Origin of the sequence: Streptomyces bluensis (assembly GCF_014650715.1) — a bacterium.
Lineage (GTDB): Bacteria > Actinomycetota > Actinomycetes > Streptomycetales > Streptomycetaceae > Streptomyces > Streptomyces bluensis.
Genome location: NZ_BMVM01000009.1, coordinates 346,466 through 362,016, shown reverse-complemented (window position 1 = coordinate 362,016; position 15,551 = coordinate 346,466). Strand labels below are relative to the sequence as shown.

Genomic DNA, 15,551 nt, shown 5'->3' with positions numbered 1-15,551 from the left:
CGGCAGCCGCTGGACGCCAACCCGGTCCGCCGCACCCAGGCGGAGAACGAGACCTGGGTGGGCTTCCGCGCCCTGTGGGACCAGGCGGGGGGCGTCCACGTACCGCAGCCCCACCCGCCGGTCCCGGCGCCCGCCACCCCGCCCGCCCCGGTCGGCACGCAGGGCGGGACCACCCCCGGCGCGGCCACCAGCGGGCCCCTGCCCGCCCCGCCGCCCGGCCGTGTCGTCACGGAGTCCGCCGCCGGGCCCTCGACCGCCCCCGCGCAGAACCTGACGGCCACGCAGGGCCCGGCGACCACCCAGAATCTGACGGCCACGCAGGAACCATCGCAGGCCACCGCCCGCGTCCCCTTCGCGTCCCGGCCGCTGTCGGACTACGTCCGCACCTACGGCAGCCGGTACGACGGACAGGTCGGCCTCGTCCTGCACGAGGCGACCCCGGACGCGGTGCTCGACGGGCTGTACCGCCAGATCACCACGGCCCTCGGCGCCGAGCCGGACGGCGAGGACGCGCAGGCGCTGCGCACCCAGCTGAGCGAGGTGCTGAGCGCGGAGGAGATCCAGCTCCACCGGACCGATCTGCGCAGCGCTCAGGGCCACCGCATCACCGTCCGGTACGGCGGGCAGGAGCACACCGTCGACATCCGGCAGGCCTACGCGGGCGCGCGGCCGTCCACGAAGTACGGCGAGGACGCCGTGGCCATGCCGCTGCCCGATCGGCAGATAGAGCGGCGCGCCCTGGGCGGCCAGTCGTCGTCGGTCACCGAGAGCTCCGGCACCGTCCGCAGCGCCACCGTGCCCTGGACCCTGATCCGGCTGGCCGACGGTACGGGCGCGGTGCGCTGGGGCGACCTCACCGTCGCCCTGTCGCTGACGCACAACCAGGCGGCACGGTCCGTGACCGTCGCCGAGAGCTTCTCGGTGATGAACAAGCACAAGCTCAAAGACCCGGCGTATCCGATGGACTTCGACGGGCTGTGGCAGATCCGGCTGGACACTCCGCGTGAGGAGGCCGGCAACTGGGGGCCGGAGCAGTCGCACGGCACCCTCACGGTCTGGGTCCCGGAGCACCGCGCCTTCGGCGACGGCGCCGACCCGGAGGACCTGCCCGAGCCCGCCGGCGTGGACGGCATGCCGCTGTGGGGCGTGGAAGACGTCACCGATCCGCGCAGGCTGCTCACCGAGCTGCGCGCACACGACGACTTCAGCATGCTGGACGGGCTCAGTGAGGACTCCATGCGGGAGCTGGAGAACTTCCTGTCCGAGCAGATGCTGCACGGCACCCCGCACCTCCAGAACAGCGGCGGAGTGCTCTCACCGACGCTGCTGGACGGCAGCGGCAGCGCGATCGGCGTACTGGAGCTGACGGCGCTGATCGAGCCGGGCCGCCCGACGGCGCAGAGCCAGGACGACAAGTTCTGGCTGGAGACCTACCTCACGCACGGCGCGACCGTGGAGCACAACTCCCGGTTCACCAGCGGTATCGGCGTCGAGGGCACGGGCGGGCCGACCTTCACCACCGACCACGCCGAGGGACATCCACGGGCAGCGGCGTCGTTCGGCGGCAACCTGCTCGGCAAGGGCGGCGTGAACTGGCAGGTCGACGAGAGCCTGAGCGCCTCCGGTGGGGCCGCGCTGACGCACGGCCTGCACACCTCCAAGAGCAATCTGGCCGCGCCCGGCCGGGTCACGTACGGGCTGACGCTCCACCGGGCCGGCGGCGGCACGGTCAGCGGCACCTTCGGCCCGTGGGACGACGCCCTGGACCTGCGGATCGCCCAGCGGGCCACGCTGGAGGGCCACCGGCCGGGACCGGACGAAGTCAGGGAACTGCCCGAGCACTTGGAGAACCTGGACAGCGTCGGCATCTCCGAGACACCGCTCGCCGTCGACGGCGCCGAGGTGCTCTTCCAGCGGGCCAGGGCGAGGCTTCAGAGGGAGGGCTTCCTGCCGCCCGAGGAGCACTCGGAGCACCGTCTTCCGTTCCGTCTGGATGAGCCGCTGCGCCAGGCGCAGCTCGCGAACCTGCGCAAGTTCAAGCAGTTGTGGACCCGGTTCGGGCTGGCCACCTCGCTGGCGGAGGCCGTGGACGGCGGCCGGCCGGTGTGGTTGGAGAAGCCCGGTACGGTCACCGGCACCCGCCGGGTGCAGCTCCGCTTCTCGGTGACCCGCGACACGGAGCGGCCCGCCGAGCACACCCGGCGGCTGCCCGATGTCCACCAGACCGGCTACAGCGCCTTCGAGTCCGGTGGCGGGCGGCAGCGCGGCACGGGCACGGGTGGCGCTGTCGGGGGCGGCGGCGGCTTCACCATCCCGATCGCGGGTGGCGCCTGGTCGGTGAACCTCGGGCCCGACTACACCGGGAGCGGCCAGATCTCGACCGCCGCGTCGGTCGCCGCGACGGTCGGCCTGGAGCAGGTCGTCATGGAGATGGGGTCCGGCAGCGACCTCTTCACGGTCCCGGCCCGGCTCGCCCTGGACCTGTACGAGGGCTCCGAGGACGAGCCGCGCATCCGGTTCGCCGACGAGCACTCACTGGACGCGGACGCCGGGCAGCCGGCGCCCGAAGCGGACGACACCCCCGGCGCCGTGCCGGACCCGTCGGCACCCCTGCCAGACGCCCTGGCGGACGCCGGGTCGGACGCCGGGTCGGACGCCGGGTCGGACGTCGAGACCGTCATCGGACCGGATACCGAGACCGTCATCGGACCGGATACCGAGACCGTCATCGGACCGGATACCGAGACCGTCACCGGGCGGGTCGCCGAGGCGGACGCCGAGACCGGCACGGGGACCGGCACCGGCACGGGGACCGGCTCCGGGCCGCTCCCCACGGCCGCCGTGGCACCGCGGGACGCCTCCGCACCCTCCGCCCCGCACACCGTGCCCGGCACGGTCACGCTGCTCGTCCCGCACTACCGCACCCGCGTGCCGAACAGGGCCCAGGGCCCGGCCGGGCCGCGTCCGGGCCATGTGATCCGCCGGCCGGTCACCGACGGGGGCCCCAACGACGACTTCGTCCGCCTCAACATGGTCGACCGCAACGGCAATCCGCTGCCGGGCATCACCAAGCTGCCGCCGGGCGCGGTCGTGGACACGTTCCGCGGTGCCGCCGCCCTGATGGAGGCCATGCGGATGATCGCCGCCGGGACGTATCCGGGCCGCCCGGAACCCGGCCGCCTCGCCCGCGCCGTACAGGAGGCCGTCGCCCGTGTGTCGGGCGCCGCGGGCGGTGCGGCCGGACTGATCACCGGCGCCGCGCACCAGGCGTCCACGGCCGCGCAGAGCGTCGTGCCCGCCCGCCTGGCGGGTCCCGTCAACGGGGCCGCCGCATTCGCCCAGCAGTACGTGGGCTCCCCGCTGACCTCGGCGGTGCTGCTGCCCGTCACCTTCTCGGCCGTGGCGTACAAGCGGCTGTCGAGGTCCCTCGTGGGTGCCCCGAGGAACGACCAGGGCACCGTCGCCGTCGAGGCGCTGCATGCGGGAATCAGGCCCAGCCAGCTCCTCGCGCGGGCCCCGCAGATCCTTGAGAGCACCCATGTCGTGGAGTTCGTGAACCTGCCCGGCATGGCGGCGGACCAGGTGATGATCGCGGAGATCCGCGGTGTCATGAGCAACCCGAGCCATCTGGGCACCGACAACATCTACACCGAGCACGACGTGAACTCGGTGGACTCGGCGGGCCACTCCCGCACCGTGGGCCTGGTCCGCCAGGGCAACGTCACGGCCACCGGCCTCCAGGCGCCGCCCCAGGACCCGGCGGCGCTCGTCCACCAGGCCAACCCCAGCGCACGGCAGACCTACTCCCGGCGCGTCGACACCTCCGAGGCCCTGACCGCCAGTACGAGAACCACCCGCGCCCCCTACGAGGAGGGCCCGCACCACGGGCTCGGCAACGACATGACCCTGCTGGTGACGGTCCGCTGGGGGGTCCGCACCGTCGCCGGGAACACCCTCGGTCTCGGCAGCCGTCCCCCGGTGACCGTCGCGATCGACCTGCCGCGCTCGGTGACGTACACGGCCGCCGTCCACATCCTGGCCCGTCAGCCCCAGTGGTACCCGGGCATACCGGGGCTCCTCGCCCTCAGCCGGCCGGTGCCCGGTGTTCCGCTGCCCGACCAGTTCGCCCGGACCCGCCAGCTCGGCTACGCGAGCGTGCTGTCCGTCACCCAGCTCGGCGACACCGTCGACCGCCGGGAGCAGCGCGACCGGCTGGGCCGGGAACTCACCGCGCTCGTCGAGTCCGAGGCGCCCGGGTCCATGCAGCCGGGCCACGCCTCCTACCTGGAGGGCGTGGCCGGCGAACTGACCGTCCTCACGGGGCCGTTGGGGCTGCCCGCCCTGCTCGGATACGGCTCGGGCGGTCTCGGCCTCCCGTTCCTGCACATCGCCTACGGCGGTGCGCGCCTCGTGGAAGTGGTGCTGCTCGCCGAGCCGTTGCTGCAGACCCCGGCGCTGCGCGGGGTCCTGGGCCGCCCGGCCCACGAGGGCGCCGGAATGGAGCAGATCACCGCGCACACCCCGCAGGCCAGGGCCACCTCCACCACGACCGCCTTCACCCACCAGACTGCCGTCAATCCGGTCTCCCGCTATCCGCAGCCCGGCTTCCTCGGCCGCACGGACCGCGACGGCCCGTCGATCGCGCTCACCAACACGCGGTCCCGCACGGTGCGTTCGCAGCTCAGCGCCGATGACCGCTACTGGACGCGGACGAACGTCGCCGCCGACTTCGACGTCGACTTCCTCGTCACCGCCTTCGTCCGCTCCGAACTGGTCTGGGAGTGGCCCGCGAACATCCCCGGCGGCATCATCCAGGCCGGGCTGCTGAACCTGTCGGGCCTGGACGGGGACCTCCGGGAGCGCATGACCGCCTGGGTGCGCCGGATGCTCGCCGGCCGCCCGCCGCGTTCGATCACCGTGCCGGTCGCGGCGGAGCTGCGGTTCACCGGCTCCGAAGCCGCCGAGCCGCGGGATGCCGAACAGCCCTACAGCCCGTTGGTGCTGGACCACGATCCGCTGGCGATGTCGCCGCAGGAGACGCGGGACACCGGCATCCGGCCGTTCCCGGGCGGGCCCCGCCTGGTGCCGACCGGGCCCACGCCGGTGTACCGCTTCAACGCCTTCACCCAGCTCGCCCAGGCCCTGCGGGAGGTCGCGCCGGACCTGACCGCCTCGTGGGGGCTGCCCGCGAACGTCTCCGACGACGCGGCGGCCACCCGTCTCGGCGAGCTGATCCAGTCCGGGTCCATCGCCGTGGACCCGCCGCGCGCCGCCGCGGGCCTCACTCCCCAAATGCCTGGCAGCTGGCCGTTGCAGAGCCCCGATGCCGCACCGTCGATCGGGGTGACCCTGCACAACCCGCGGCCGGTCACCGACGCCGGTGACGTCGCCCTGGACCGGGCGCGCACCCAGACCCGTACCTCGACGTCGACTTCGTCGGCCGGCAGCTCCTTCTCGGTGAGCCGGCAGGGCACGCACAGCCTCCAGACCGGCAACGTCCAACTGCTGGGCCTGAGCTTCCCGGTGGCCGCCCAGCAGCCGCACGCCACGTCGGCGGGCAGCACCGCGACGAGCACCGCCTACGACCGGGTACGGGGCGGCCGGGACCAGCAGCCCGAGGACGGGCGGGGCACGCGCACCTACGAGACGCTGGTGGACACCGTCATCACCGTGGCGGGACCGGAGGGCACCCGCTATGTCGCGGGCACCGCGCACATGCGCCTGTTCGAAGAGGACGTGCTGGGCTTCGGTGTCACCCCGGCCCGCCCGCAGCCGCGCCTCTACGACCTGCCCGCGATGCTCGCCGACCAGGACGCCGCGGACCTGCGGGACTGGACCCGCCACCCCGTCCTGGACCTGCCCCGGACGCTGGCCGACGCCATCGACCCGCAGGACCCCTCGGCTCAGCTGTGGCTGGCGCTCGGCGACGACCCGGACAACACCCGCCTGGCGCGCGCCCTGTTCGTCGCCTCCCGCACCGCCGCCACCGCGGGCAAGCCCGTCGAACTCGTCGTCCGCACCGACGACGGCCCGCACCACTTCCCGTTCACCGCAGACGGCACCCTCGCCGACCTCACCGACGCCACCGCGGACACCTGGCAGACGCTGCGCGCCGCCGCCGACGCCTACACGACCGCCGTCGCGACCGAGGCCCAGGACTCCACCGCCGTTCGGGAACTGCTGGCCGAACTGCCCGTGGCCGAACGCGTCCTGGAGCAGTCCGAGCAGGCGGTGACCGCGGCCGCCGCCGACCACGACTCGGCGCTGACCACCTACGAGACGGCCGTCCGCGACGCCGGGACGGCCCGCGAGAGCGCCGCGGACGCCGTCCGCGGCGCGGAAGCCGAACTGGACCGCGCCGAACAGGCCGTCCGGGTCGCGGAAGCCCGGCCGACCGCGCAGATGGTGCAGCAGGCCCGGCTGGCCTGGCGGCAGGCACAGGCCGAGGCGCACAGCATCGAGCGCGCGGCCGGGGCGGCCGGGGCCGCCCCGCCGGGCCTGGCGGACGCACGGCAGCGCGCCGAGAGCGCCCGGTTCGCCTGGCTGTCGGTACGGCAGCGGCACGAGGGCCGCGACGCGGCGCTGGCCGCCGCGCAGGCCGCGCTGCCCGCGGCCCGCACCGCCCTCGACACGGCACGCGCCCACCTGAACCAGGTGCGCCGTGATACGGACCGCGCCCTCGCCCGCGCCCGGAGCGCCGAGCGGCGTACCGCCACCGTGCTGGCCCGCCGGACCGCGTTCCGTGACACCGACCTGGCCCATGTGCGGGGCCTGCGGCAGTCCCTGCGGGACACCCGGCAGGACCTGCTGGACCAGGCACGCGCCCAGGCGGACGCCTGGCGCCGGCTGCCCGCCCTGGCCGGCACCCTGGAGTCCGTACGCCGTGGCGAGGGCACCGGCCGCGCCGCGTACCCGCTCAGCTCGATGTCCCGCACCCCCGCCGCCCGGCCCCGCGCCGGCCGCCCGGCGACCGCGGCCCTGAACGCCGTCGGCCCCGCCACGGGCAGCCGCCCGGCCACCGAGTCGGCCGCCCCGGCGGCCGTGGCCCCGCGGACGGACACCGCCACGGCGCGGCGGGCGGCGGAGACCGCCACGCAGGTCGCCGCACGCGGTCCGCTCCCCGTCCTGAGCCGTGCCGAACTGCTGCGCAGGGTACGGGCGGTGGTCCGTCGGGGCCCGGCCGAGGGGATGACCCCGGAGCGGTGCCTGGAGCTGCTGCGCGGGCTGCGCGGTGAGCTGTATCCGCAGGGGGTGCGTCCGGCCCGTACGGTGGACGACTCCGCGGTGGACACCAGCTCGGCGACGGCTTCCCTGGCGGTCGGCCCCGGCTGGCGTCAGGTGGGCGCGTGGGACGCGGTGGCGCAGGCCGTCACCGCGGCCGGACCCGGCGCCGCGGCCCTCGTCCTGGCGCGGCGTCAGGGCGACCGGCTGGGGCACGCCTTCGCCGCCTACCACCTCGGCGGGGCCGACGGCGTGGTGTGGGTGGACCTGACGGCCGGTGCCGGCGGCCAGGTGGCGGCGCGTCCCCCGGCCGTCGCGCCGTCCGGCGCGCGGGCGCTGGTCATCGATCCCGCCGGGCAGGCCGTCGATCCCGCCGGACCGGTGACGGCGGGCGCGCTGGGGGAGTTCAGCCAGTCGTCGTCCCTCGCGCACGCGGTGCTCGACGCGGCGATCGGACGCCGTTACGGCGCGCTCGGTCTGGAGCCCGAGAACCGCCATCCGCTGACCACCGCCGCAGGGGGTGTGATCCCTGAGGGGCAGCCGGCCCTGCTCCCCCCGAAGCGGGAGTTGGCCCACGGCCACGGTCTCAAGATCGTCACCGACGCGACGTCGTTCTGGCGGACCCCTGACGGGCTGTTCGAGATTGACGCGAAGCCCGAGGTGGCGCCGGGCGAGGACGAGCCCAAGCGGGTCAGCCTGAACATCGCGGAGTTCGTCGTCGACCCGATGGCGTCGCTGCCGGGGGAGCGCAGGCAGTCTCCGCAGGAGGCACTGGCCCGGCTGGCCGCGGCCGAGGACGCCCTGACGGTCACGGACGCCAGGAACACGCCGATCCTTCTCGCCGACCTGCTGTCGCGTATCGGCGGCTGGACGGTCACCCCGGAGGCCGAGGGCATCTGGGTGCAGCCGGCGGCCCGGGGCCACGACGGTCGTTCGTACACGCAGCCGACCACCGGTCTCCCGGCCCTTGGCCTCAGGGAACTCCAGGACGTCGCCGTGGACCGGCTGGCGGTCAGGCATCTGCTGCCTCTGATGGCCACGGGCCGGGGCTTCGGCATGCGGGTCGCCGCGGACTTCGTGCGCCGCGTGTCCGGTCGGAGTGCTCTGGCGCCCCAGTTCATGCCGTTCCTCTCGGTCATCCCGGACATCGACGAGGTGTGGGGTTATGCGTGGCTGTCGTTCAGCCACACGAGCGCCCGGCCGAACGCCGTCATCTGGCTGACGGCCTTCCCCGACACGCCGGGAACGATGGCCAAGAACATGCTGCCGGTGGCGTCCCGCCATCCGCTCGACAGCGTGCTGCGAGCCCTGCGGCCCCGCACGCGCGCTTTCCTCGACGAGCACCACGACGCGATCAGCGGTGAATTCCACACCGCGGCCGCCAGGCTCCTGGCGCACTACCAGCAGCGCCTCGCCCCGGGCAAGCCGCACTACGCCGACTTCTTCGACGCGACGGTCGGCGATGTGCCGTCGCCGCGTGAGCATCTGACCGCCGCGCTGACGGGACGCACGTCGAAGGGCAGGACCGTCGACCAGAAGCTGACGGTCGACATGGACGACTACCGGGAGCTGGACACCGGCGAGGGATGGCTGCTGTTCGCGCTGATCCTGATGGAACTGCGGCACTACGGGATCACCGGCCAGCACCTGTCCCGGGAGGAAACACGGCAAGTGGTCGCCGAGCTCTCCCAGCTCACTCGGGCCATCTACCAGCGTGCCGCGATGTTCCCGGCCCCCCTGACCGACGAGGTGCTCCAGGACGGCATCGGGCGCATCGTCGACAACCCGGTGGTGCAGGGCTTCGCGCACTTCCTGGCCGTGGTCACGGACGGACTGCCTCTGGCCGACGGCAGCCCACGCAGGCTGCTGTCCCCGGCGGACGCCCACAGCGTCGCCATGACACTGGGCTCCTACGCCCTGGGCGCGCCGCTGCCCGTCGGCAGCCCCGTGGAGCAGCGTCTGCGGGCGGTCGTCGACGAGGCGTCCGGTCTGCTCGCGCAGGTGCCCGCGGACCGTCGGCCGCAGCTGGAGAGCCTTGTCGAGGGCGCGCGAGCCGCCCTCGCCGTCCTCGGCGACCCCGATCGGACGCCGTCCGCGGTGCGGTGGCGGGCGGAGGTCGTCGCAACCGACGGCACCAAGGTCCCGGTCAACCAGGTCGTTCAGGCCCACCACCGGGACCCGAAGGGCAAGCCGGTGGGTGTGGACCTGCGCCCGGCCGCCGCCCAGGCCCTGGCGGCCGGCCCGAGCCCGTACGGACCGCTGCCCGACATCAAGCACTTCACCCTGGTACGCGGCGGCCCGGCGCCCATGGAGAGCCCGGCGCTGGAGCTGCCGTTCACCAAGGCGTACGTCGTCGGCCTCCAGGGCGACGCCGCCACCGCCGAACTCCCGCTGGCGGACGGCCGGAGCAAGAGCGTCGACTACGCCCGCCTCGTCGACCATCTCTTCGCCACGGACCCCCACCTGATCGCCCAGCCACGCGACACGGCCGTGCTCGTCACGGGCGCCGACATCGCGGGCGCGCCGCCGCACGACCCGCTGGACGAGCCGGTCGCGGGCCAGAAGCTGGCCAACAGCTGGGACCGCGAGGTGTGGACGACCGCCGGCGGTCAGGAGCCCGGCCTCGCCCCCGCCGATCCCGGCACCGGTCTCGAACCCCGGCTCCAACTGCCCGAGGGCGACTGGTGGGTGGGCTTCAGGCCCGAGCCGAGCTCGGCGGAACTGGGCCGTCTGGCCGAGCTGACGACCGGCGACCGGAACCGGGCACCGGACGTACGGCGCTGGGTACGGGCCATCCGCCTGATCTACGGTCCGAAGCTGGAGGACAACAGCGCCGCGTTCGAGGCGTTGCTGCGCGGCTTCTGGGCGCTGGAGCAGGTCCGTGGGGCACGCGGCGCCACCACCCCGCTGACCTGGGGCGGCCTGCACCAGCTCATCGGCTCGTACTTCACGTCCCTCGGCCGGCCCACTCCGGTACCGCACCAGGCGCTGCCGTTCGTCCTGATCGCGGCGGCGGGCTCGGTCGGCATGGACCTGGAGCTGTCCCAGTTCGTCGCCGATCTGGTCCCCCAGTACAACAGCCCCCGCGCCGGGGCAGCGCCCGGCGCCACGGCGAACCCGGACGAGGCGTCCCTGTTCGCCCCGCCGCCGGGCGGCCCCAGCGGCTCCTCCGCACCGGCCGCACCGGCCGCACCGGCCGCACCGGCCGCACCGGCGGCACCGGCTGCGCCGGGCACCTTCCTCGGCCCCAACGACCCCGTGCTGGCGCCGCAGACCCGGATCGCGGGGCCGTCGGGGCGCCCGCAGGGCCGCAACCTGACGGGCAGGCCGATCAGCCGCGTGCTGCCCGGCCGGGTGCGGGTCATCGAGACCCGGCCCGGCCAGCCGCCGAGGATCTCGTCCGAGGAGAGCGCGCCCTGGCCGGACTCGGCGTACTTCCTGGTGGCCGACGCCGACCAGGGGCAGGTGCGGTTGCCGGACGGGCGGGTGCTGGACGCGGAGGGGCTTGCCGCCCTGCTGGCGGCCGACCCGGAGCTGGCCGGGCTGCCCAAGGACGTGCCGGTGGTGCTGGTCGTGCGGGACGCGGGCGACCAGTACGCGCAGATGCTGACCAAGGTGGCGGCCCAGCTGGGCCGACGGGCCTACGGCGCCAGTGGCGAGGCCCGGATGGTCTTCGACGCGGACGCGGGCGGGCATCGCCCGGTGATCGTCGACCGTGACGAGAAGCTGCCGTCCGGACTCTGGGTGCCCGAGGACCCGCCGGCCGTGACGGTGCCCCACGAGGACCGCGAGTGGACGGCGCTGGACGGAACGAAGTTCCGGGACAGCGATGTCCAAACCCGGCCGCTGGTCAGCGACGACGGTCAGCGGTTCGGCCGGATGGCCGTCGCGCGGACCGACGCGCGCCGCCGTGAGCGGCGGTTCAGGGCCTTCCTCCGGATGCGCAACCTCGTCCACCGGCTCCCAGCCGGCAACGACCTTGTGGACAACGGCTCGGAGCCGGTCAACCCGGACCGCGCCGTCTACGTCTTCGCCGGCCATGGCAAGGCCGGCCGGGTGGGGATTCCCCTCGGCGGCGACAAGATCGTGCAGCTGGGCAAGCGGGACGCGGGACGCTACATCGGTGGGCTGCCCGAGGTGCGTGCGCTGCCCCCGGGCCACCGCATCCACCTGGAGGTCTGCTGGTCCGCGTCGGACGGCGACCCGTATCAGGACCGGCAGTCCCACCGCCCGGCACCGCACATCGACGACCCGCTGGACGACGTGCCCCTCGCTCAGTACGTCGCCAACGAGAGCGGGCGGGACGTCGACGCGCCCACCAGGCAGACCGGTCTCAACGACGACGACCGCGTCATCGTCGACGGCGCCGGCGGCGAACGCGCGCGTCGCGTCACCTTCCGCCGCGATCCGCTGCCTCCCGAGCTGGACCAGCTGGCCCGGGACGCGGGTCTGCCGCCGGGTGCGGAGAGCCGGGCGGCCATGCTGCGGCTGGTGCGGGCGTGGCGCTCTGTGTTCGGTGTGTCGATCGAGGACGACCGCGGTGTGCCGGGCGGCCGGTTCGAGCGGGTCCTCAAGGGCATGGGCGCACTGGAGCGGATGCGGGCCCAGGACCCGGCGCTCAGTCATCTGACGCCGTTCCGGCTGGACATGTTCGACTTCCTCACCGAGGAGTACACCGGACGGGCCCCGGACGAGGCCGGTTACCTGAGGCTGCTCGACTTCGCCGCCGGCCGGATCGCGGCCGACCCCGGCGCCAGGCTCAGCGAGCAGGTGCCGTCAACGGCTTTGCAGGCGTCTCTCCAGCAGCTCGCCACCAGCGGCGAGTCAGCGATGCGTTACGTGCAGTCGTTGCCCGCCGGTGTGTCGTTCACCCCGAGGCAGGTGGCGTCCACGCTCTGGGCCACCGTCCGTGCCGCCCGGCTGCTGTTCCGCGCCATACCGCAGGCGGACCGGGAGCGCGTGGGCCGTAACGTGCTTCATCTGCCTCCCTCCGCCACCTGGGACCGGTCGCGGCAGCAGGCCCTGTGGGGGCTGGCGGCGAAGGCGCTGGCGGAGGGTGTGGACGCCGGCAACCCGGATGTGCTGGCCGCCTACCACCTGAAGGAGAACGGCGCGTTCGGCCCGGCGGCCCTGCTGTGGCAGGGGCAGAACGTCCAGGGCGTCAACTGGGGCGGTACACCCATGCCCGCGGGCGTCACCTGGGGTTCCGTACGCCAGATGTCCCTTGGCCCCAACGGCACCACCATCCAGCAGGTCCAGCCTCCCTGGGTCGGCTCCGGCAAGCCCATGCCGCTGCTGTACGTCGTCCATGTGAACCAGGCGGGACAGGTGGTGCTGCATCTGCCGGGCAGCGCTCCCCTGACCCTGTCCGAGGACGAGTTCCTGGCCCTGCTGGACCTCGATCCGGGGCTGGCCGCAACGCCGTTGGGCACGCCGGTGGTGTTCCTGACCACCGGTCCCGGCGCTTTCAGCGCGCGGCTGACGGAGCGGTTCACGCAGCGCACCGGGCGTCCCGCGCACAGCTATGGCGCCCCCATGATGCTGACGGGCACCGATCCGTCCGTGCCCAGCACCATCCTCACCCTGATGGACCAGGCCGCCCAGGCTCCGGGCCGGTGGACCTCGCCCGTCCGCAACCCCCAGGGCACCCAGGCCCCCTCCGCGGCTCCCGCCGAGGAAGGGGACCTCATCCTGTTCGCCCCGCCGGCTCCGGCCCCGGCCGTGCAGCCGCCGGTCGGGGGTCCCGCGGACCCGCTGCTGTCGCCGGAGACCCTGATGAGGGACGCCTCCGGCAGGGTGCGGGGCCGCAACTGGACGAGCGAGAAGGTGGAGCGGGTGCTGCCCGCGAAGCTGCGGCTCTACGAGTCCTGGTCGGGCAAGGCGCTCAAGAGGGTCGAGGACTACACCGCGCCCTGGGGCGAGAACGCCTATGTGGTGTCCGCCGCGTCCGCCGGGGACGGCCTCGTCCGCACCTTCGACGGGCAGGTGCTGAACGCCGAGGAACTGGCGCGCAAGCTGGCCGCGGACCCGGAGCTGGCGAAGCTGCCCAAGGACGTGCCGCTCGTCCTCGCGGTGCCGTACCTGGGCGGCCGCTACGCGCAAGCGCTCCAGACCGTCGCCGACCTGCTGGGCCGCCCCGTGTGGGGGCCGAGCGGCGATGGACGCCTCCAGCGCAACGGGACCCGCCGTGAACACGTCCTGGCGCTGATCGACCACGACGAGAACCTGCCGTACGGCGACTGGGTCCCGGCGACTCCCAGCGCCACGCCGATGCCGTTCCCGGACCGCGAGTGGCAGGGGGTGGACGGCACGACCCGGTTCCGTGACAGCGAGGTGGACTCCTGGACGCTGGTCACGAAGGACCACAGGCGGTTCGGCCGGATGTCCATCACGGACCAGCTGCGCCTGCGTCAGCACCTCCTGCGCACGTACTTCACCTGGTGGAAGCTCGCGCACACGGTGCCGACCGGCGAAGGGCGCATGCAGGTAGCCCACCAGCCCATCACGTCCCGTAACCCGGCGACCTACGCCTTCACCGCCCATGGCCTGCCGGGCGGGATGAGCCTGTCCGTCAAGGGACGGACGGTGTACCTCAGCGCCGAGGACGGCGGACGCTACATCGCCGGGCTGCCCGAAGTCCTCCAGCTGCCACCGGAGTACGAGATCTATCTGGAGGTGTGTTACGGCGCCTCCGCGGGCGACCCGAGGTTCGGTCATCCGGAGACCGTGCCGCCGCCGCACGTCGACGATCCCCTGGACGACGTGCCGCTGGCCCAGCACGTCGCCAACTTCGCCCGTCGCAAGACCCATGCGCCCACCACGCCCAGCGGGTTGCGCGTGGACAACGCGTTCACGCTCTCGGACACGCCCGACGGCTTCGCCGGACGCGTCGTGACCTACCTGCCCGAGCCGCTGGACCATGAGCTGGACCAGCTGGCACGGGACATGGAGCTGCCCCTGTGGGCGTACTCCTCACCGGAGGAGCAGCGGCGGGCGACGCTGCGGCTGGTGCGGGCGCTGCGCCGGCAGTTCGGTGTCGGCATCGAGGACGACCGCGGTGTGGCGGGCGGCCGGTACGAGCGCGTCCTCAAGGGCATCGGAGCCCTGGAGATCCTGCGCGCCAACGATCTGCTGTTCTCCAGCCTGACCCCGTTCCGGCTCGACCTGTGGACCTTCCTGGCCCAGCAGGCCGGCGGCCCGGCCCCCGACGAGCACGCCTACCTGGCCGTACTCGACAACGCCCGCACCACACTGGACGCACACCCCGGCAGCCCTCTGCGCCAGCACGTGCCCGACGCCTCGTTGCAGCAGGCCATGGACCGGATCCTGGACCCGAACGAAGGCGAGGCGCTGACACAGGGCATCACCGGGATGCCGCTCCCGCTCAGCGAACAGCAGTTCGCGCAGGCGTTCTGGGCCGCGGTCGCCGCCAGCCGGATGATCGCCCGACTGACGCCCGCGGAACAGGAAAGGAGGGGACGTCAGGTCCTGCACCTGGACGCCGCGACCCCCTGGGACGACACCGTGGCCAAGGCATTCTGGGTCGTGGCGGCCCAGGCCCACTCGGAGGGCCTGGACATCAGCGACCCGTACCTGCTGGGCGCCTACAACCTGGTGTACCGCGGCGCGTTCGATCCCGCCGTTCACCTCAAGGGGAGCGACGGAACGGTCCAGGGCTACAACTGGTCCGGCATCCCGACCCCCAACGGCGTGAACACGGAGCTGCTGAACCAGGAGGAGCTGGGGCCGAACGGCATCACCGTCACCACCTACAAGGCCCCTTGGCTGTCCCACCCCACCCTGCCCGAGCCCGAAGGGCTGGGGCTGGTCTGGACCGACACCGACGCGGCCGGTCGTCTGGTCCTCCACCTGCCCGGCAACCCTCCGCTGCCGGTGCTCGACGGGGAAGTGATCGCCCTGCTGCGCCTCGCCGAGACGATGGAGTCCATTCCCGTCCTGCGCGGGAAGCCCGTCGGCCATCCGCTGGCGTTCCTCACCTCCGGCGTCGGAGCCCCGGGACGAGCCCTGAACCAGGAGTACTCCGACCGCAGCGGCCGGGTGACCTGGAGCTACAGCGCCGCTCTCGCACTGGCCCCGTCGGCCGACCCGGCCACCCCGCCCCTCTTCGTCGCCCTCCTCGACCCGATCACCGGAGCGCCCGGCGGGTGGGGCCGCACGGCATGGCGGCCCCCGGCGCAGTGGCCCGCCGCCCAGCCCGTACCGACCTCGGCGCCCGTCACGTCCGCCGGCCCGGCGGCCCTGCCGGCCCCGGGCCCGCTGCTGGAGGCGGACGAGGTGTGGAAGGCCCTGGACGGCACGGAGTTCAGCTC

At 73.9% G+C, this 15,551-nt stretch carries 1 protein-coding gene (cut by a window edge); it reads left to right on the top strand.

Annotated elements, in window-relative coordinates; genetic code table 11:
- Nucleotides 1-57 precede the first annotated feature (57 nt).
- Nucleotides 58-15,551 carry the start of a lonely Cys domain-containing protein gene (locus tag IE262_RS23395; protein WP_229877417.1) on the top strand. The gene runs 20,941 nt beyond the window's last position, so the window shows 15,494 of its 36,435 coding nt (coding positions 1-15,494); its start codon is at nt 58-60; the stop codon falls past the right edge of the window.